Origin of the sequence: Breoghania sp., from assembly GCF_963674635.1 — a bacterium.
Taxonomy (GTDB): Bacteria; Pseudomonadota; Alphaproteobacteria; order Rhizobiales; family Stappiaceae; genus Breoghania.
In genome coordinates this window covers 2,651,073-2,670,287 of the sequence record NZ_OY771475.1, presented here as the reverse complement: position 1 = coordinate 2,670,287, position 19,215 = coordinate 2,651,073, and the positions used below count along the sequence as shown (strand labels likewise).

The 19,215-nt window shown below is 62.5% G+C and carries 15 protein-coding genes; 8 read left to right on the top strand and 7 right to left on the bottom strand.

The features are described from left to right. Positions 1–141: 141 nt before the first annotated feature. Positions 142–624 (bottom strand): Lrp/AsnC ligand binding domain-containing protein, encoded by a 483-nt coding sequence (locus ABGM93_RS11550; protein ID WP_319772667.1) that lies wholly within the window; start codon positions 622–624, stop codon positions 142–144. Positions 625–725: 101 nt separating this feature from the next. Here ABGM93_RS11550 and putA point away from each other — a divergent pair, with 101 nt between their 5' ends. Then, positions 726–3,854 carry a bifunctional proline dehydrogenase/L-glutamate gamma-semialdehyde dehydrogenase PutA gene (gene putA / locus ABGM93_RS11545; RefSeq protein WP_321505850.1) on the top strand — a complete coding sequence of 1,043 codons (3,129 nt, stop codon included), beginning with the start codon at positions 726–728 and terminating at the stop codon, positions 3,852–3,854. A 253-nt stretch (positions 3,855–4,107) separates the two neighbouring features. On the opposite strand, the gene ABGM93_RS11540 is transcribed toward putA, so the two are convergent. The 6 genes from ABGM93_RS11540 to ABGM93_RS11515 all read right to left on the bottom strand — a co-directional run bounded on the left by ABGM93_RS11540 (position 4,108) and on the right by ABGM93_RS11515 (position 10,731). Next, positions 4,108–4,611 (bottom strand): hypothetical protein, encoded by a 504-nt coding sequence (locus ABGM93_RS11540; protein WP_321499575.1) that lies wholly within the window; start codon positions 4,609–4,611, stop codon positions 4,108–4,110. 33 nt (positions 4,612–4,644) lie between these two features. Further along, entirely contained in the window at positions 4,645–7,101 is a 2,457-nt protein-coding gene (hrpB, locus tag ABGM93_RS11535) for an ATP-dependent helicase HrpB (RefSeq protein ID WP_321499573.1), read from the bottom strand. A gap of 14 nt (positions 7,102–7,115) precedes the next feature. After that, on the bottom strand, positions 7,116–8,165 hold the full coding sequence (glk, locus tag ABGM93_RS11530) for a glucokinase (protein ID WP_321335305.1): 1,050 nt from the start codon (positions 8,163–8,165) through the stop codon (positions 7,116–7,118). After that, on the bottom strand, positions 8,162–8,572 hold the full coding sequence (locus ABGM93_RS11525) for a methylglyoxal synthase (RefSeq protein ID WP_321335306.1): 411 nt from the start codon (positions 8,570–8,572) through the stop codon (positions 8,162–8,164). Before ABGM93_RS11525 ends, glk begins: the two co-directional genes overlap by 4 nt. Before the next feature lie 41 nt (positions 8,573–8,613). After that, the gene (locus ABGM93_RS11520) at positions 8,614–9,540 is read right to left on the bottom strand and encodes a DUF1194 domain-containing protein (RefSeq protein WP_321499569.1); all 927 of its coding nucleotides are present in this window, start codon (positions 9,538–9,540) and stop codon (positions 8,614–8,616) included. Between the two features lie 354 nt (positions 9,541–9,894). Further along, the gene (locus ABGM93_RS11515) at positions 9,895–10,731 is read right to left on the bottom strand and encodes a DUF1194 domain-containing protein (RefSeq protein WP_321499567.1); all 837 of its coding nucleotides are present in this window, start codon (positions 10,729–10,731) and stop codon (positions 9,895–9,897) included. 912 nt (positions 10,732–11,643) lie between these two features. Here ABGM93_RS11515 and ABGM93_RS11510 point away from each other — a divergent pair. From ABGM93_RS11510 to cdd, 7 genes are all read left to right on the top strand, one after another. Next, entirely contained in the window at positions 11,644–12,630 is a 987-nt protein-coding gene (locus tag ABGM93_RS11510; RefSeq protein WP_321499565.1) for a sugar-binding transcriptional regulator, read from the top strand. Between the two features lie 276 nt (positions 12,631–12,906). Beyond that, positions 12,907–13,875, top strand: coding sequence for a BMP family ABC transporter substrate-binding protein (locus ABGM93_RS11505; protein WP_321505848.1), 969 nt, complete (start codon positions 12,907–12,909; stop codon positions 13,873–13,875). Positions 13,876–14,084: 209 nt separating this feature from the next. Next, positions 14,085–15,116, top strand: a complete 1,032-nt coding sequence (locus tag ABGM93_RS11500) for a BMP family ABC transporter substrate-binding protein (RefSeq protein ID WP_321499563.1) — start codon at positions 14,085–14,087, stop codon at positions 15,114–15,116. 5 nt (positions 15,117–15,121) lie between these two features. Next, a complete protein-coding gene (locus tag ABGM93_RS11495) occupies positions 15,122–16,690 on the top strand; it encodes an ABC transporter ATP-binding protein (RefSeq protein WP_321499561.1) in 1,569 nt (522 codons plus the stop codon). Further along, the gene (locus ABGM93_RS11490) at positions 16,687–17,793 is read left to right on the top strand and encodes an ABC transporter permease (protein ID WP_321499559.1); all 1,107 of its coding nucleotides are present in this window, start codon (positions 16,687–16,689) and stop codon (positions 17,791–17,793) included. The genes ABGM93_RS11495 and ABGM93_RS11490 overlap by 4 nt, the downstream gene beginning before the upstream one ends. Positions 17,794–17,803: 10 nt before the next feature. Continuing rightward, the gene (locus tag ABGM93_RS11485) at positions 17,804–18,799 is read left to right on the top strand and encodes an ABC transporter permease (RefSeq protein ID WP_321499557.1); all 996 of its coding nucleotides are present in this window, start codon (positions 17,804–17,806) and stop codon (positions 18,797–18,799) included. Beyond that, positions 18,796–19,215 (top strand): cytidine deaminase, encoded by a 420-nt coding sequence (cdd, locus tag ABGM93_RS11480; protein WP_321499555.1) that lies wholly within the window; start codon positions 18,796–18,798, stop codon positions 19,213–19,215. Before ABGM93_RS11485 ends, cdd begins: the two co-directional genes overlap by 4 nt.

The window sequence follows — 19,215 nt, the reverse complement described above, 5'->3', positions numbered from 1 at the left end:
ACGAACAGCAAGGCAAATCTGCGCGAACAGCAAGGTTGCTTTGGTTGGGAGCTTAATGCTGTCAGCGCCGCTTGTCGCGTCAAGGTCGGCACACGGGTTGGTGATCTCCGCGAAAGGGCCCGCACAGATTTGAAGGTCCCGTCAGATCGGAAGAACCGCGGTGTCCTTCACCTCCTCCATCACCGTATAGGTGTGGGTTTCGCGTACGCCCGGCAGGTTCAGCACCACTTCGGAAAGAAAGACGCGATAGGCCGCCATGTCGGCAACGCGGCTTTTCAGCAGATAGTCGAACCCGCCCGCCACCATGTGGCACTCAAGCACTTCCGGCACCTTGTTCACGGCGGATGCAAAGGCATCGAACACGTCCGGTGTGGTGCGGTCGAGCTTCACTTCCACGAAGACAAGCAGGCCCAGCCCGATCCTGGCCGCATCCAGCTTTGCGGAAAAGCCGACAATATAGCCCTCGCGGGTCAGGCGCTTCACGCGTTCTGAAGTGGCGGTTGCGGAAAGCCCGATACGCTCCGCGAGCTGGGTCGTGGTGATGCGGCCATCAACCTGGAGCTCGCCGAGTATCTTCCGGTCGAGTTTGTCGAGATCGGCGAAAACCGCGATTAATTCGTCCATTTCTAGAAAAACCTCTGCCGAACTGTCCACCTTTGGCGGATATCACTAACACCTTCGAGCTATCTTGGCGAATGATCAGTTTGGAGATCCCTAACGTGACCATGTTTCAGCACAAGATGTCTTCTGGCGATGAATATTCTCAAAACGGCCCCGCGCCTTTCCGTAAAGTTTATGCACCCGACGATGAGAGCGTTGTCGCGAAGCTGAAGGACATGACGCGGCTCGACCCTCTGGCAGAGCAGCGCATCAAGGCCACCGCGGAGCGTTATGTCGATGCCATCCGCACGACCCGTTCCGGTCTGGGTGGGGTGGAGGATTTTCTCCGCGACTACGGATTGTCGACGCGCGAGGGGCTGGCGCTGATGGTTCTGGCGGAAGCGCTGCTGCGTGTGCCCGATGCGGCGACCGCCGACAAGCTGATCGAGGACAAACTCGCCGCCCGTCTCGGCGGTAATCGCCCCAAATCGGACACATGGCTTGTCTCCGCCTCCTCATGGGCGCTGGATATTTCTTCACGCCTTCTCCACCCCGGTGAGACGCCGGACACGATCCTGAGCCAGTTGACCAAACGCCTCGGCATGCCCACCATGCGGGTCGCCACTAGGCAGGCCATGCGGCTCCTCGGCCATCAGTTCGTGCTGGGCGAGACGATCGGTTCCGCGCTGGACCGCGCCCGCGCCATGGAAGCGAAGGGCTATCGCTATTCCTATGACATGTTGGGCGAAGGGGCGCGCACCTCAGCGGATGCGAAGCGCCATTTCGAAAGTTATGCGGCGTGCATCCGCGCCATAGCCAAACGCGCGGGCGACCGGGCGCTGCCGGATCGTCCGGGCATTTCCGTCAAGCTCTCCGCGCTCCATCCGCGCTATGAGGCGGTCAACGGCCAAGAGGTGCTTGCCACGCTGACCCCGCGCGTCATCGAACTTGCCCAGCTGGCCAAGGCGCATGATCTCAACTTCACGGTTGATGCCGAGGAAGCGGACCGGCTGGAGCTTTCCCTGGATGTCTTTGCCGCAGTCCTCAGAGACCGCTCTCTGGCGGGCTGGGACGGGTTTGGCCTTGCCGTTCAGGCCTATATGAAACGCGCATCGCAGGTCATCGGCTATGTGCACGAGCTGGCCGAGGCCCATGACCGGCATCTGATGGTTCGTCTGGTGAAGGGGGCTTATTGGGATACCGAGATCAAGCGCGCGCAGGAGCGGGGCCTTGAGGACTATCCGGTCTTCACCCGCAAATCGGCTTCGGATCTTTCCTATATGGCCTGTGCCCGGCGCATGTTGGCCGCGCGCGATCGCATCTACTCCCAGTTTGCCACCCACAACGCACTGACGGTTGCACAGGTTCTGGAATTTGCCGGTCCCGCCGATCGTTTCGAGTTTCAGCGTCTTCACGGCATGGGAGAGTCGCTCTTCCGCACCGTGGTGGAGGAGGATGGTCACCCTTGCAGGATCTATGCACCCGTCGGCGGGCATCGCGATCTGCTGGCCTATCTGGTCAGACGCCTTCTTGAAAACGGAGCCAATTCTTCCTTTGTGGCGGCAGTGGGCAATCCGAAGGTGAAGATCGAGGATCTTCTGAAGTCCCCAGCCGCGCTTCTGGATGCGGGCAGTGCGCGCAATCGGGGCATCGTCATGCCCAACGCAATCTATGGCCTTCGAAAGGACTCCGAAGGCGTCGAATTCGGCTATTCAGCCGAGCGTGACGCCCTCTCGAAGGGCATCGCGAAGCAGAGTTTCCCGATGGCCGATGCAACCGCGCTGATTGGCGGCAGGCCCGGCAAGGGCGCGGCCCGTCCGATCCTCTCCCCGGTGGACGGGGTCACGCTTGCGGGCACGGTCGCGGAAGCGTCGCAGGAAGAAGCCGCAGCGGCCATCGACAGTGCGGCAAAGGGGTTCAAGAGATGGTCGCGCATGCCGGTGGAGGGGCGCGCGGCTGCCTTGGAGCGTATGGCGGATCTTCTGGAGGAAAACCGGGACCGGCTGATGGCGTTGCTGGCTGTGGAAGCGGGCAAGACGCAGGCGGACGGCATTGCGGAAATCCGCGAGGCGGTGGATTTCTGCCGGTACTACGCGCTGGAAGCCCGTTCGCTCTTCGGGGCTGGCAAGCTCATGCCCGGCCCGACGGGCGAGGAAAACCGCTATCGCTTCCGTGGGCGCGGCGTCTTTCTCTGCATTTCGCCGTGGAATTTCCCGTTGGCGATCTTTCTTGGGCAGGTTTCAGCCGCACTCGTGGCGGGCAACGCTGTTATCGCCAAGCCTGCGCCGCAAACGCCTCTGATTGCCTATGAGGCCGTGCGCCTGTTGCACGAGGCGGGGGTTCCCGCTGAAGCACTTCAGTTCGTGCCCGGCGGCCCGGCCATTGGCGCTGCGCTGGTGGACGATCCACGCATCGCGGGCGTCGCTTTCACCGGCTCCACCGCAACAGCGCAGGCCATCAACCGCGCGCTTGCCGCCAAGGACGGCCCAATCGTGCCGCTCATTGCGGAAACCGGTGGCATCAATGCCATGATCGTTGATGCCACGGCGTTGCCGGAGCAGGTGAGCGACGATGTGATCATGTCGGCTTTCCGCTCCGCGGGGCAGCGCTGTTCTGCTCTGCGACTTCTCTTCGTGCAGGATGGCGTTGCCGACCGAATGGTGGAAATGATCGCAGGCGCGGCAGCCGAACTGCGGCTTGGCGATCCGCGCAAGGCGGAAACCGATATTGGTCCGGTTATAGATCGCGAGGCCCGCGACCGTATCCGCGCGCATATCGAAAAGATGCGAACGGAACAGACCCTTGTCTATGCGGGCGAGGCTCCCGCCGGGGATTTTACCGGCGGAAGCTGGATGCCGCCGCATATCATCGAGCTGGACCGTCCCGAAGCGCTGGACCGTGAGGTCTTCGGACCCGTGCTGCACGTCTATCGCTACAAGGCGGAAAAGCTCGGCGAGGTGATGGAGAAGATTGCGGCGACCGGTTACGGCCTGACGCTCGGCGTTCACAGCCGCATCGACACCACCGTCAATCAGGTCGTGGATGCTCTGTCGGTCGGCAATGTCTATGTGAACCGCAATATCATCGGCGCGGTCGTCGGCACCCAGCCTTTCGGCGGCTCAGGGCTCTCCGGCACCGGCCCCAAGGCGGGCGGACCGAATTACCTGCAACGCTTCGCGCAGGAACAGGTGATCTCGATCAACACTTCGGCAGCTGGCGGAAATGCCAGCCTTCTGGCGCAGGCTGAAGAGTAGTCGATATCGGGGTGGGGCTTGCGTTACGCGGAGTGCGCGGCGTACGTGGCGCAAGTGGCCGATCCTTCGAGATGGCCCTTTGGGCCTCCTCAGGATGACGTTGAGCGTGTGGCGGGCGTCTTCTGCTTCCGCAACACGACAACGCCATCCTGCGAAGTCCAGCCCCACCCCTCAACGTCATCCTGAGGAGCCCGCGCAAGCGGGCGTCTCGAAGGATCGGCTGCAAACTCTGTAGCCCGCTCCAAACGCGCGCCTACTGCACGGCCCCGAACACAACCCGCGCCTTGCCCGCCTCACCCGTCTTGAGCAAGGCCGCCGCATGTCCTTCGGCACAAATCTTAGGCGCGAAGCCTTCCGGCAGGTTCAGCCCTGAGACGTCGTCACCCCAGGCAATATCAAGCTTTTCGCTTCGCTCGAACCGCGTCAGCGCGAACCGGTTGCCGATCATGACGACAAGCGCCCAGTGGGTCGCATCGCCCCCATAGGTGCGGCTGATCAGATACCCGTTGATGGCGGCCGCATCGCGGGCATCTTGCGGAACACGTTTTTCGTGCGGCGGCACAAGGCAAATCGTGTCCGGCTCATCCGGCATCAACGTGGTCAGCATCTGTGGCTTGCCCATGGGCATGGTCTCAAGCGTGGTGCGGGTAATCGGCGGGGTGGTCAACATGACATCGACGGCGATAAGACCCGCGGCGCCGAGCCCTGTTGCCAGGATCACCAGCCACAGCAGCCTTTTCGTCCAGTTTCCACGCATCTGCCGGTTCTCCCGTTTTTCTTGCCCGAGCACCTAATCGTTACGCGGTTTTGCCCGCCGTGTCGCCTCTGCGCTTGCCGGATCGTCGGGCCAGGGGTGCTTCGGGTAGCGCCCCTTCATTTCCGCCTTCACGTCCGCCCATGATCCCGCCCAGAAACCGGGAAGATCGCGGGTCAGCTGGATGGGTCTGTGAGCCGGGGAGAGAAGTTCCACGATCAGTGGAATACGGCCATCCGCAACGCAGGGGTGGCGCGAGAGCCCGAAAAGCTCCTGCACGCGGATCGATATCCGCGGGCCCGGATCGGCTCCGTAATCGATGGGCACGCGTGATCCTGTCGGAGCCTCGAAATGGCTGGGCGCGAGGCGGTCAATCTCGGCAGTCTGCCCCCATGGCACGAGCCCGCCAAGCGCCTGGCCGAGAAGTCCCGCATCGATATCGCTCAGCGAACGCGCACCTGCAAGATAGGGCGCGAGCCAGTCATCAAGCGTATCCTGCAGATGCTTATCGCTCACGTCTTGCCAGGGCGCGCCGAGGTTTTCGTGAAGATAGCCGATCCGCGCGCGCAGGCGGTTCTGGTCCTTCGACCATGACAGTCGCGAAACGCCCCTGGTGCGAACGGCATCAATGAGCGCGCGGGCGACAAGCTCCGGGTCCGGATTGTCGATCCGCGTCTCGGCCAGAACCACCCTGCCCAGTCGCCGCACGCGATTTGCCCGCACCGTTTGCGATCCCGATTGCAGGCTCACCTGATCTTCGCTCACGATGTGGACCGCGAAATCTTCCTCGATTTCTTCGCGTGAAATCGGAGCGGCCAGCAGAATACGGGCCCGCTGCGCGCTGCCTTGCACCTCGGCGACCGCGAGAAACGGCTCGCCCGCCATCGCGTCGGTTTCCTCCAGCATCGCGCCACGTCCACTTGCGAGCCGGAACGAGCCGCGGGGACCCCGCGCCTGCGCGATCCGGTCAGGAAAAGCGAGGGCCAGCACCCGGCCTGCTTCTTCTTCATCGGCCTCGCCCGGTTTCGCATCGATCCGTTTCAGCCATTGGGCTGCAAGGGCGCGGCCATCCCTGGCCCGTTGACCACCGTCGCGACGAAGGCGGCGGAGACGCTCGCGCAGGTCCGGGGTCGTCCCACCCAGCCCGCGTTCGGATAGGATCACCGCAATTTCCGCCGCAAGCCGTCCGGCGGAGCGTTCGGATGCGCTGAGTACCATGTGGGCAAGGCGGGGATGGAGCGGCAAGCTTGCAAGCGCCTCGCCATCCTTCGTGACCCGGCCTTCGTCATCCAGCGCATCGAGATCGCGCAAGAGTGCCTTGGCCTCTGCCCATGCGCCCGCGGGCGGTTCGTCGGGAAAGGAGAGCGCGTCCGGCTCACGCGCGCCCCATTGGGCAATATCCAGAACCAGCTGCGCAAGATCGGCTTCCAGAATTTCCGGCCGGTCATGCTCGGCCAACGATACAGTCTGCGCCTCGTCCCAGAGCCTGTAGCACACGCCCGGCTCGGTGCGGCCCGCACGTCCCCGGCGCTGATCGGCGGAAGCACGCGAGACCTTCACCGTTTCAAGGCGTGTCAGCCCGGTCGACGGCTCATAGCGCGGCACACGCGCAAGTCCGGTATCGATGACGATCCGCACACCCTCAATCGTCAGCGACGTCTGCGCGATCGAGGTGGCGAGCACCACCTTGCGTGTTCCCGCTTCTGCAGGTCGGATCGCGGCGTCCTGTTCCTTGCCGGTCAGCGCGCCATAAAGCGGCGCGATCACCACACCTGTGGGCGTGTTTTCCGAAAGCGCCGCGGCCACCCGCCTGATTTCGCCCTGACCAGGCAGGAAAACGAGGATGGAGCCCGTTTCTTCGTGAAGCGCCTTGCGAACGGCCTTCACCGTATCCACCTCGATCCGCTGGCTGGTGTCGCGCCCGAGATAGCGGGTTTCCACCGGAAACATCCGCCCCTTGCTCTCAATGACGGGGGCATCCCCCAGCAGCGAGGCGACCTTGGCCGCATCGAGTGTCGCCGACATGACCACAAGGCGCAGATCCTCGCGCAACACCGATTGCACGTCGAGCGCCAGCGCCAGCCCCAGATCGCCGTCGAGGCTGCGTTCGTGGAATTCGTCGAATAGAACAGCGGAGACGCCCGGCAGGTCCGGCTCGTTGAGGATCATCCGGGCAAAGACGCCTTCGGTCACGACCTCGATGCGCGTGCGCGCGGAGACCTTCGTCTCCATGCGCATCCGGTATCCAACGGTCTCGCCCGCCTTCTCATTGAGGGTTGCGGCCATGCGTCTTGCGGCGGCGCGCGCTGCCAGGCGGCGCGGTTCGAGCATCAGAATGCGACCATCGCCGCGCCACCCGGCGTGGAGCAATGCCAGCGGCACGCGCGTGGTCTTTCCTGCGCCGGGCGCCGCCACGAGGACGGCGTTCGGCGCACTGTCGAGCGCCCTCAGAAGGTCTGGGAGAACCTCGTCGACCGGAAGGACCTCATTCATCTGACCGCAGCTTTTCAGGAAACCGGCGGTTTGGCCGAAGGCACCTGCCACATTCGCCCGATCAGGTTGATCGCGAAGCGCGAAGGTGTGCGGGCGAAGGCGGCCAAGCCTTCCAGCGCGGGCTGCGGGTGCTTCACGATGTAGGTCGGGATCGTCTTCATGATCGCGTCATGCGGGGCCTTGGCTTCGAACGCCTTGCGGAAGGCACCCTTGAGCAGGAATGGTTCGATCTTGGGCGGAATGCCACCCGCGAGATAGACGCCACCGCGCGCCATCAGCAACAGCGCCATGTCGCCTGCCACCCGGCCAAGGGCTGCACAGAAGATGTCGAGCGTCTTCAGCGCCAACGGATCGCCTGCGTGTCCCGCATCGGCAAGCTCGGCCGGATCGGTGAAGGGCGACACGCCCCCGTCCGCGGCTGCGATCGCGCGGGAAAGGCGGATAAGTCCGCCGCCGCAAATCACCTGCTCGGCGCCCAGTCGCCCGCCGCGTCGTTCCAGATAGGGCCAGATGCGGTATTCCTCGTCGGTCACCGGACCCAGTTCGATATGTCCGCCCTCTCCGGGGATCGGAACCCAGCGGTCGGCGGCATGGATCAACACGCCCGCACCGAGACCGGTGCCAGGCCCGACCACCACCTTGGGCGCATAGGGCAGCGGTTCGCCACCGTTGATTTGCGTCAGATCTTCCGCCTCGAAGGTCAGAAGCGCCAGCGCCTGCGCCTCGAAGTCGTTGAGCAGCACTACCCGTTCAAGCCCGAGCTCCTGGATCAGCTCCTTCGGATCAATGGTCCAGGGCGCGTTGGTGAGCTTGGTGCGTTCGCCGTGAATGGCCCCCGCGATCGCGATGACAGCCGTGCGCGGCATCAGCGATGTTTGTGACAGCACGTGATCGGAGATGACCTTTGCCAGCCCTTCCGGGTGGTCATGCGTGTTGAGGGTGACCACCTTCGACAGGTTCGCATGGGCGTCGCTGACGACCGTGAAACGGGAGTTCGTCCCGCCGATATCGGCCACGAGAAGCGGATAGGAAAAGGAGGGAACGTCGCGCGAATTGGAGATCATTTCGAAGCGGTGCTCTCAAGGTTCTCGGTTTTTGCAATCGTGCTGATGATAGCTTCGGCGGTTGCCTGATTCAGGGCCATGGGTATGTCATAGACAATGGCGAGCCGGGTCAACGCCTTGACGTCCACATCGTGCGGCATGGGCGTGAGCGGGTCGGCGAAGAAGATCAGCGCGGACAGGCGGCCTTCGGCGATCATGGCGCCGATCTGCTGATCTCCGCCAAGTGGGCCGCTCTTGACGGGATGAATGTCGAGGTCGGGGCAGGCGGCCTTGAGCCGGGCTCCTGTCGTCCCGGTTGCAATGAGCCGGAAGGGGAGGAGTTTCTTCTCGTGTTGCCGGACGAAGGAGACGAGGCTGTCCTTCTTGGCGTCGTGGGCGACGAGGGCGAAGGCGGGGCGTTTATCCATGGGGCACATCCTTATTGCCGAGCCTTGATCGTAACGCCGGTTTAGCCTTTCCAGTCAGGGATTTGAAGTCTGTTCTGGCGCCAGTCATCGTCATACTGGCGAATGCGATCCCGCCATATGCGCTCTCCGATGAGGCAGAACTCTTCATCTTGTGGCTCGTAACCTGCGGGCCGTACAAGTGATGGTTGTGACGCCCCGGCAATCTCGAGAATGAGCTTCATGCGGACGGCTTCGGCAAAATCCTTGATGTCGTGCACGGGAATTGCGAAGGCCCCGGGCCCGCCGATGACACAGCGCGCGTAATAGGCGTCGAGGTTGTCGATGTCGTACCAGCCTTTTTCCGCCCTTGCGAGCAGGAGTGGCAGGCCGTTGACGGTGATGTTTTGCGCCAGAACCTGCTTCCGCGCTTCAAGAACCGCTATGCCCTGATTGTTTGGCCCGTCGCCGGAAACGTCGATTACCCGGCGCAGCGGTTCAGCCTTGAGTTGCTTCATCAACCTTGCGGCAAACAGAAGGCCGCCGCTGATGGACGTGCGATAGGCGCGCTGGATCGGCGCTTCGGCAAGCGCTGAGGCGAAATCCTGTGCGCTTTGAAGATCCGATATCATGTGCCAGTCGACCAGCGTGAACTGCGAGGTCGCGCCTGCCCATTCCATGTAGGAAACCGCAATCTTGCCGGTCAGACCGCTTTGGATGGCCTTCAGGACCTGCGGCGAGGTGATGGCGGAAATGTAGCCAAGCCTCTGTAGCCTCTGTTCTTCCCTGTCCATGGAATAGGAAATATCGACAGCCAGAACGAGCGCCAGATCGATCTCTTCACCCGGTGTCAGCGTTCGGGCCTCGCCCTGTGTACGCAACAGGCCGGCGACAACAATCCCCGAGAGCACCACCCTCAGCGCGGCTCTGAGGACATGGGAGCGCCATCGGGCAGGCCTGGCGGCGAGGGCAAGGATCTGGGGCACGCGCACGGACCTCTCTCCCGGTTTGAGTTATGCAAGTCGCGGCGGGCAGTGTCTTGAACCCGTCAGGGCCTGTTTGCCGCTCTCGCCATCGCGGTGCGCAATCCGGCCCTTGCGGCTGACGGCGTCCTTATCAATGCGTCTTTGACCCGATACCGGCCGCCCATTGTCTGGCTCGCCGTGATCGCGCGCGAACGGCTTTGCTATGTGTCGTAGGGGAAGTCTGGCAGAGGCGGCCGCCGCTGCATAGCGTATCGAGCCGGCGGGGCGGGCTGTTCACGAACAGATGATCGCGCAATTTTAGCGGATGTCTGGTCGGCCTGCCGGGGGATCCCGACAGGCCATCAATGGTTGAGGAGGCGACTAGTTGAAGATGTTGCAGGAAATGGGCTTGCGACCTGCGGCGGGAAGCACACGGGAGGCATCGCCGGAGTTGCGCGGGCCCAGATCGGCAATTTCCATGACCAGCTTGGTCTTGATCGCCATGCCGAATTCTTCCGTCGAATAGACCGGGACCATGAAAGAGCCCGGCCCGCCGATCACGCAATCCTCGTAGTAGTGATCAAGATTGGGCATGTGATACCAGCCATTGCCGGAGCCCTTCAGCATGAGGGGAAGCCCGTTGATGGTGATGCCCTGCGCGATAACCTGATCGCGGGCTGCCGTCACCTGGCCACCCTGATTGTTGGGTCCGTCGCCAGACATGTCGATAACGCGGCGAAGCCCGGTGAAGGGACCGTTCTCGATATGAGTGACCGAGAAGGCGAGTGCGGAGGCGATTGACGTCCTCTGGACTTGGCGCAATGGGGATTCGGCGATCTTGGAGGCGAAAAGGGCTGCGGTCTCGGGGCCATCGATCATCTGCCAGTCGACGACCACATGCTGTTCGCCCATGCCGCCCCATTCCACATAGGTAACGGCGATACGGCCTGTCGGCCCCATCTTGATGGCGTCTATGACTTCGCTTGAGGTGATCGCAGCGACATAGCCGCGACGTTGAACCTTCTGTTCCTGTTCGTCCATCGACTGGGAGATGTCGACAGCCAGAACAAGTTCCACATCGACCTCTGCGGCCGGATCGTAGGCAACGCGATCGGCAGCCAGTGCCGTATCGGGAAGGCCCGCTGAAGACAGAAGAGCGATCATGAGCAGGTTGATCGCCACGGCTGTCAGCTTTCTTTCTTGCTTTTTCAGACGCATCGACGGTTCCTTTTTCAACGAACGGGTCTTGGCGTCCTCCCAGTTTTTATCGCCGGTTCGGCGTTCCTGATGTCACTGACCTCACTTGGTGCGGGCGCACCTCCCGCCGCGCAAACTCACTTGAACAAGCTGGCACGATGTTGCTGCATTGCAGCAAGTTCAGTCTGTGCCCGACTGACAATGCGCTCCGTAGGCCGGAGCCGAAGGGGTGCATACGGTAAATCCCGTAAGATATACAAATAAATTTTGAAAAAATGACTAAGAACAGTAGTTAGCTAATTCGTTATTCTGGATCTAACGAGGTTAAAATTAAGTTAATATATAATAAGTGTGGTTGCTCTCCGTGGATTAACGCTACGAATAAAAAGCATCGTCAATTTGATCAGCTCTTCTTGCATCCAGATTTGAGCGTTTGGTGACGCAGGGTTTACATCAGCAAGAAACGCGCCACTTATGCTGCATTGCAAAAAAAAGGTATCCGGATGCGCTGAGTTTGCGTGTTCTCGATGATGTCGTGCCCCGGTTTTGCGTGTTTGAGGCAGAGAAGAGTGAGTCGCACGTCTGATGCCAACACCGCTCATCGGCTGTCTTGACCGGGTGCCCTGTGTTGGCATTCGAACTTCGCCGGGATCCTTCGCATGTTCTTTCAAAAAGGCATCTGCCTGCCGCCAGGTTGTGCCTGCGACCTGTGCAACTGAATGCGGAGGCGGCACAGTGTGGAAAATTACGTCCCCGATTGGGCTTCAACATCGCACAAGGCTTGACGTTGACGCAGAGTCTGTGGTGCGATGAAAGATATCTCGGTCACTGAAATTTTATTCACGTGCCGATTTTGGGGGCTCGGGGAGATGGGGGCGAGCTTGTGGCTTGCCCGGCAGGGTGGAGGAACACCGATGGCAGAGCGCAGGTGACATGACCGGGCGTGAAGACTGGACCACCTATCTGGCGATCCGCGCCGCGTGGCTGTCCTATGTCGGCGGCTGCACGCAAGGCGAGATCGCGGCGCGTCTTGATGTGTCGCCGGCAAAAGTCCATCGCCTGATCGCCCATGCCCAGCGCGCTGGTCATGTCCGTTTCCATATCGAGGGGCGGCCTGTCGAGTGTCTCGAATACGAAGACCGGCTCACACGCAGCTTCGGCTTGAACAATTGCATCGTCGCTCCCGACCTCGGGGCCCAGGCGGGGGATGAGGAGGCTTCCATCCGCGCAGTCGGAAGTGCGGCGGGCCATCTTCTGGCGCAGGTGTTGGCCTCTTCCGATATCGCGCAGGTCGGCGTCGGCATGGGGCGTACGTTGAAGGCCGCCATCTCCGCCATGCCGCGCATTGCCCGTCCGGATCTTTCCATCGTCTCCATATCCGGCTCGCTCACCCGTCGCCTGTCGGCCAATCCCTATGACGTGGTGCAGCTCCTGAGCGAGCGCACCAGTGGCGAGGGATTCTATCTTCCCGTGCCCTATCTGGCGGCCTCGGTTGCGGAAAAGGACATGTTTCTCGGGCAGCCCAGCGTTCAGGAGCTACTCCAGCGCGCGCGCCGTTGCGACACCTTCGTGATCGGCATCGGATCGCTGGGCGACGAGGGGCACCTGTACCGGATGGAATTGATCTCACGCGACGAGCAGCGCTCGCTTTGTGAAAGCGGCGCCGTCGGGGATCTGATGGGACGTTTTCTGGACAGGGGCGGAGCCGCAGTGCCGGCAAGCCTGAGCGAGAAGGCGGTTGGCCTCGGTTACGAGGACGTGCGCGGTTCGCGGGTTCTTGCTTTGGCGGGGGGGCTGTCCAAGACCTCCGCCGTTCTGTCGTCGCTGCGTACCGGGGTGATAACGGATCTGGTCGTTGACGAAGGCCTTGCGCAAAGCCTGTGCGCGGCAATGGAAGAGCGCGTGGCCCAGCCCGCGTGATTGCGGCGACATCCTCGGGCTGCAAACGAATTGCGTGGAACCGCCGCGCTCCGCAATCTGCGGTAATCAGGTACGTAAGAGCGGTTGGGATAAAGAGCGAAGAACCTTGGGGCCTGCGCGCAACGTGTGGCCCAGAAGAGAGCTGAAAGAGGGTTGACGCCCGCGCGAGGCGCGCGGCGGACACGATGCCGGGCAGACGCAGATGATGCCCGATATAATGGAGGTGTGCAGGTGAAGACGATTGCGAAACTGATGGGTGCGGTCGCGGTTGCGGCCATGGTCTCGGGGGCGGCGACGCTTTCGGCAACGGCTGCGGACAAGACGCCCGCCGTCGTCTACGACTTGGGCGGCAAGTTCGACAAGTCGTTCAACGAGTCTGCCTATACGGGTGCGGAGAAGTACAAGGCCGATACCGGCGTTGCCTACCGCGACTTTGAGATCCAGAACGACAGTCAGCGCGAGCAGGGGCTTCGCAATTTTGCCCGTCGCGGCATGACCCCGATCGTCGGCATCGGCTTTTCCTATGAGCAGGCCATCAAAAAGGTCGCCACGGAGTTCCCCGATACCGAGTTCGCCATCGTGGATTCGGTCGTGGACCTGCCCAACGTCCGCTCCATCCTCTTCAAGGAGCACGAGGGCTCGTACCTCGTCGGCGTTCTTGCGGCCATGGCCTCCAAGACCGGCAAGGTCGGCTTCGTCGGCGGTATGGATATCCCGCTCATCCGTAAATTCGCCTGCGGCTACCTGCAGGGCGCGAAGTCGGTCGGTGACAATATCGAGGTCATCCAGAACATGACCGGCACGACGGGTGCCGCATGGAACGATCCGGTCAAGGGCGGCGAGCTCGCCAAGGCGCAGTTCGATCAGGGTGTGGACGTGGTCTATCACGCGGCGGGCGGCACCGGCATCGGCGTGCTTCAGGCGGCAGCCGATGCGGGCAAGCTCGGCATCGGCGTGGACTCAAACCAGAACGCCCTGCATCCGGGCAGCGTCCTCACCTCGATGGTGAAGAGCGTGGACGTTGCCGTTTACAAGGCGTTCGAGGATTCCGCGAAGGGCAACTGGACATCGGGCGTTCAGGCGCTGGGTCTCGCCGAGGGCGGCGTCGACTGGGCCTATGACGACAACAACAAGGATCTCATCACCGAGGAGATGAAGGCGGCCGTCGAAAAGGCCAAGCAGGACATCATCTCCGGCAAGATCGAGGTTCACGACTACATGTCGGACAACACCTGCCCGATGTGATCGATGGATGCGGGACGCGCGGCGGGGAGAAAAGCCGCGCGTCCATCTTCATCCTTTCCGGCAAATCGTCATTGTGAAGCTGCGTGTCGCGCGTCAGCCTAAGACATGACGAGTTGAGCCAGGCGATGTGGGGGGACGGCCTCATGAAGAACAGGGCAGGCTTCAGGCCGAAAAAGACAGCCGCAAGGGGCTTGTCCGGAAGGGCGCGCGTGCGCGCCCTGGTTGCCGGGCTGGCATTTCTTGTGCCTGTTGCAGGCTTCGCCGCAAGCGAGGTGTCTCCACCGCCCGCCATTCCGCCCCCCGACCCAGCTCCGGTTCCCGCCATCGTTTATTCTGTCGGCGGCAAGTTCGACGGCTCCTTCAACGAGTCCGCCTTCGCAGGCGTCACCCGCTTCAAAAACGAGACCGGCTCCGACGTGCGCGAATTCGAGATCGCGCGCGACGCGCAGAGCCTTCAGGCCATGCGCAACTTCGCAGGCCGCGGATTTGCGCCAATCGTCGCCATCGGGTTCAATCAGGCAGGTGCGATCCACAAGGCGGCCGAGGAATATCCCGCCAACAAGTTCGCCATCATCGACATGGTGATCGATGCCCCCAATGTCGCATCTTATGTCTTCAGGGAACAGGAAGGCGCCTATATCGCGGGCGTGCTCGCGGCCATGGCGACAAAGTCCGGCACGATCGGCTTTGTCGGCGGGATGGATATCCCGATCATTCGCCGTTTCCTGTGCGGTTACCGTGCGGGGGCAGCTTCGGTCAGCGGCGATGTGAAGGTCGTCTTCAACATGGCCGGCGATACGCCCGCCGCCTTTGTCGATCCCGCGCGCGGCAACGAACTGGCCCGCGCCCAGATCGATCAGGGCGCGGATGTCATCATCCAGGCTGCGGGCGGCACCGGCATCGGCGTGCTTCAGGCTGCATCCGATGCGGGCATTCTCGGCATCGGTACGGATTCAAACCAGAACGCCCTTTATCCCGGCCATGTGCTGACCTCCATCCGCAAGCGTGTGGACAATGCCGTCTTTGAGAGTTTCCTGGCTGTTCGCGAAGGACGCTTCCGCCCCGGCGTCCGCGTTTTGGGCGTTGCCGATGGTGGCATGGACTGGGTTCTGGACAAGAACAACGCGTCTCTGATCACGTCGGAAATGAAAGCGGCGGCGGAAGCCGCGGTCGCTGACATCTCGGCAGGCCGGATCAAGGTGCATGACGTCGTTTCCGACGGCCCATGCCCGCTGGAGTGAGCCCTATGGACAAAGCCCATATCGAGACAGGACCTGCCGCGCCCGCTTGTGAACCGGCGCTGGAACTGATCGGCATCGACAAGAGCTTCGGCCCCGTGCGGGCCAATAAGGACATCAATCTCACGGTTGGCAAAGGCTCCATCCACGGCATCGTCGGCGAGAACGGGGCGGGCAAATCCACGCTGATGTCGATCATCTACGGCTTCTACAGCGCCGATGCGGGCGAGATCCGGATCTCGGGCAAGCCGGTGAAGATCCCCGACTCCAAGACCGCGATCGCCAGCGGCATCGGCATGGTTCACCAGCACTTCATGCTGGTCGACAATTTCACCGTCCTGGAAAACGTCATGCTGGGCGCGGAAGGCGGGCTGATGCTGAATGTCGGCATCGCCAGGGCGCGCAAGGAACTGAAACGCCTTGCCGATGAATATGGCCTGACCGTCGATCTCGACGCGGAAGTGGGCGAGTTGCCGGTCGGTCTCCAGCAGCGCGTGGAAATTCTCAAAGCCCTTTACCGCGGTGCGGATATCCTGATCCTCGACGAGCCTACCGGTGTGCTGACGCCGGCCGAAGCCGATCACCTTTTCCGCATCCTGCGAACCCTGCGCGATGAGGGAAAGACGGTCCTTCTCATCACCCACAAGCTGCGCGAGATCATGGCTGTAACCGACAAGGTCTCGGTGATGCGCCGCGGTGAGATTGTCGCCACGCGCTCCACGTCCCAGACCTCTGTTGAGCAGCTTGCCGAACTGATGGTCGGTCGCTCGGTCCTGCTCGATGTGAACAAGGGTCCGGCCAATCCAGGCCGTGCGGTGCTGGAGGTCTGCGGCCTCACGGTGCGCGATGCGCGCGGCGTGGTGCGCGTCGATGATGCGAGCTTCACCGTTCATGCGGGCGAAATCGTCGGCATTGCGGGCGTGTCCGGCAACGGCCAGTCGCAATTGCTGGAGGCGCTTGCCGGTATCCGCAAATGGGAAAAGGGCACGGTCCTCGTCGATGGCGAGGACGTGATGGCCGATGGAAAGGTCGACCCGGCGGAGATCCGCGATCGCGGCGTCGCCCACGTGCCGGAGGATCGTCACCGCATGGGCCTCGTCAACGCCTTCGCCGAATATGAAAACGCCGTTCTCGGCTATCACCGTGATCCGAAATACGCCGCCGGCATGATGCTCGACATCGCGGCCATGCGCGCCGATGCGATGGCCAAGATCGAAGCCTATGACATCCGCCCGCCCTCATGTCTTCTGAAGACCTCGATGTTTTCCGGTGGCAATCAGCAGAAGATTGTATTGGCGCGCGAGATCGAGCGCGATCCAGTTGTTCTGCTCGTTGGCCAGCCCACGCGCGGCGTCGATATCGGGGCCATCGAGTTCATTCACAAGCGGCTGATCGAATTGCGCGATGCGGGCAAGGGCGTCCTTCTCGTATCGGTCGAGCTCGATGAGATCCGCATGCTGGCCGACAGGGTGCTGGTGATGTTCGACGGAAAGCTCGTGGGCGAACGGTCGCCGGAGGCAAGTGAACAGGAATTTGGCCTGCTCATGGCGGGCGTTACGCAGGAGGCTGCCGAATGAGCCGCGGAAAGCTCCCCGCCTGGGTCGATTTCGGCCTCTTGCCTCTCATCAATCTCACCGCCGCCTTTCTGGTGGCGGGCCTCGTGGTGCTGCTCATCGGCGAAAACCCGCTGGATGCGGTGAAAATCCTGGTCTGGGGCTCGCTTGGGTTCGGCGAGGGCGTCGGCTTCACGCTCTTCTATGCCACCAATTTCGTCTTCACGGGTCTTGCGGTGGCGGTTGCCTTCCACGCCTCGCTCTTCAATATCGGCGGTGAGGGGCAGGCTTATGTGGGCGGGCTCGGCGTGGCGCTGGCCTGCCTTGCGCTCGACCGCTTCGTCCCCTGGTGGGTGACCTTTCCGGTCGCAGTCGCGGGCGGGGCTGCTTTTGGGGCGGGATGGGCGTTCATCCCGGCCTACCTTCAGGCAAAGCGCGGCAGTCACATCGTGATCACCACGATCATGTTCAACTTCATTGCCTCGTCGCTGATGGTCTATCTGCTCGTCAACATTATGGGCAAAGTTGGCTCCATGCAGCCGGAAACCCGCATTTTCGAGCCCGGCGGTCGCCTGCCGCTCATCCGCGAGCTTCTGCCCAATCTCGATCTCGGACAGGCCCCGCTGAACCTTGCTTTCGTGCTGGCGCTGGTCGTCAGCGTACTCGTCTGGCTGCTGATCTGGCGGACGCGTCTCGGCTATGAAATCCGCACCTTCGGCGCAAATCCGACGGCCGCCGTCTATGCGGGGATCTCGCCCGTTCGCATCACCATCGTCACCATGCTCATTTCCGGCGCCCTTGCCGGTCTCATGGCGGTGAACGAAGTGATGGGCTCGCAAACCCGCCTGCTCCTGGAGTTCACCTCAGGCTACGGCTTTGTCGGCATCGCCGTCGCCCTCATGGGGCGCGCCCACCCCATCGGCATCCTGCTCGCCTCCATCCTTTTCGGCATGCTCTATCAGGGCGGGGCGGAACTGGCCTTCGAGATCCCGGCAATCTCGCGCGACATGATTGTCGTTATTCAGGGGCTGGTGATCCTGTTCGCGGGCGCGCTGGAGCATGTCTTCCGTCCGAGCCTTGAACGGCTCGTTGCCTCGGCACCCGCGCCCGTCGTGCAAGGCTCGTGAGGAGGTAGCGATGTTCGATTATCTTTATGTGGTCCTGAACGTCCTTTTCAGCCTCTCCACACTGGATGCGGCGGTGCGGCTTTCCACTCCGCTTCTGCTGGCAGCGCTTGCGGGCCTCTTCTCGGAACGCTCCGGCATCTTCGATATCGGTCTTGAGGGCAAGATGCTGGCGGCGGCCTTCGCGGCCGGAGCTGCGGCCGGCGTTACCGGCTCTGCGCTCATCGGTCTTGGGGCGGGCATTGCGGTCTCCATCGCGCTGGCGCTGGTCCATGGCTTCGCCTCGATCACCCATCGCGGCAATCAGATCGTCTCCGGCGTTGCGATCAACTTCTTCGCAGCCGGTCTGACGGCACTTCTGGGGCAGGCCTGGTTTTCCCAGGGCGGACGTACGCCGCAGCTTTCCCGCGATGGCCGCTTTGTCGAGATCACGCTGCCCGGCGCGGACGCGCTGAAAGATGTGCCCCTTGTTGGGCATGTCTATGCGGAGCTGATTTCCGGGCACAACATCCTCGTCTATATCGCCTTTCTGGCTGTGCCGTTCAGTTGGTGGGTGTTCTACCGCACACGCTTCGGGCTGCGCCTTCGCGCGGTGGGGGAAAATCCGGCAGCGGTGGATACGGCGGGCATTTCGGTCTCCTGGCTGCGCTACCGGGCGGTCATCTGCACCGGCATCCTGTGCGGGCTGGCGGGCACCTATCTTTCCATCGCGCAGTCGGCGGGCTTCAATCGTGACATGACCGCAGGGCGCGGGTATATCGCGCTTGCCGCCCTCATCTTCGCCAAGTGGAAGCCGGTGCCGGTCATGTTCGCCTGCCTGCTGTTCGGCCTGCTCGATGCGGTTGCGATCCGCATGCAGGGCCAGTCAGTACCCGGCGCCGCGGTGATCCCGGTGCAATTCTTCCAGGCGCTGCCCTATATCCTCACCGTCATTCTGCTGGCGGGTTTCATTGGCAAGGCCGTGCCACCCAAGGCGGGGGGCGTGGCCTATGTGAAGGAGCGCACATGAGCGCCTTCGACAAGCTTTTCAAAGCGGCATCCGCGGCGCGCGAAAACGCCCATGCCCCCTATTCGAGTTTCCATGTGGGCGCGGCGGTTCTGACGCGCGACGGTGCGATCCATGCGGGCTGCAACGTGGAGAACGCCGCCTATCCGGAAGGCTGGTGCGCGGAGACGACGGCGCTCGGCGCGATGGTCGCTTCCGGCGGACGCGAGGTGGTGGAAGTGGTGGTGCTTGCCGGTGGCGAGCGGCTGTGCACGCCCTGCGGCGGCTGTCGTCAGCGGTTGGCGGAATTTGCGGGGCCCGAGACGCCGGTTCATATCGCCGGGCCGGAGGGGCTTCGTCGCAGCTTCACGCTGGGCGAATTGCTGCCCGCCGGGTTCGATCTTGATCCGGACGGCAACGCTGCGGCCGGGGAGGCATGA

Excerpts from the sequence above, each read along its gene's own strand:
- ABGM93_RS11510 (WP_321499565.1), top strand. The coding sequence starts at position 11,644 with ATGACCGGGCGTGAAGACTGGACCACCTATCTGGCGATCCGCGCCGCG.
- ABGM93_RS11515 (WP_321499567.1), bottom strand. The coding sequence starts at position 10,731 with ATGCGTCTGAAAAAGCAAGAAAGAAAGCTGACAGCCGTGGCGATCAAC.
- glk (WP_321335305.1), bottom strand. The coding sequence starts at position 8,165 with ATGATCTCCAATTCGCGCGACGTTCCCTCCTTTTCCTATCCGCTTCTC.
- putA (WP_321505850.1), top strand. The coding sequence starts at position 726 with ATGTTTCAGCACAAGATGTCTTCTGGCGATGAATATTCTCAAAACGGC.
- ABGM93_RS11505 (WP_321505848.1), top strand. The coding sequence starts at position 12,907 with ATGGTCTCGGGGGCGGCGACGCTTTCGGCAACGGCTGCGGACAAGACG.
- ABGM93_RS11550 (WP_319772667.1), bottom strand. The coding sequence starts at position 624 with ATGGACGAATTAATCGCGGTTTTCGCCGATCTCGACAAACTCGACCGG.
- ABGM93_RS11495 (WP_321499561.1), top strand. The coding sequence starts at position 15,122 with ATGGACAAAGCCCATATCGAGACAGGACCTGCCGCGCCCGCTTGTGAA.
- ABGM93_RS11540 (WP_321499575.1), bottom strand. The coding sequence starts at position 4,611 with ATGCGTGGAAACTGGACGAAAAGGCTGCTGTGGCTGGTGATCCTGGCA.
- hrpB (WP_321499573.1), bottom strand. The coding sequence starts at position 7,101 with ATGAATGAGGTCCTTCCGGTCGACGAGGTTCTCCCAGACCTTCTGAGG.
- ABGM93_RS11490 (WP_321499559.1), top strand. The coding sequence starts at position 16,687 with ATGAGCCGCGGAAAGCTCCCCGCCTGGGTCGATTTCGGCCTCTTGCCT.
- cdd (WP_321499555.1), top strand. The coding sequence starts at position 18,796 with ATGAGCGCCTTCGACAAGCTTTTCAAAGCGGCATCCGCGGCGCGCGAA.
- ABGM93_RS11525 (WP_321335306.1), bottom strand. The coding sequence starts at position 8,572 with ATGGATAAACGCCCCGCCTTCGCCCTCGTCGCCCACGACGCCAAGAAG.
- ABGM93_RS11485 (WP_321499557.1), top strand. The coding sequence starts at position 17,804 with ATGTTCGATTATCTTTATGTGGTCCTGAACGTCCTTTTCAGCCTCTCC.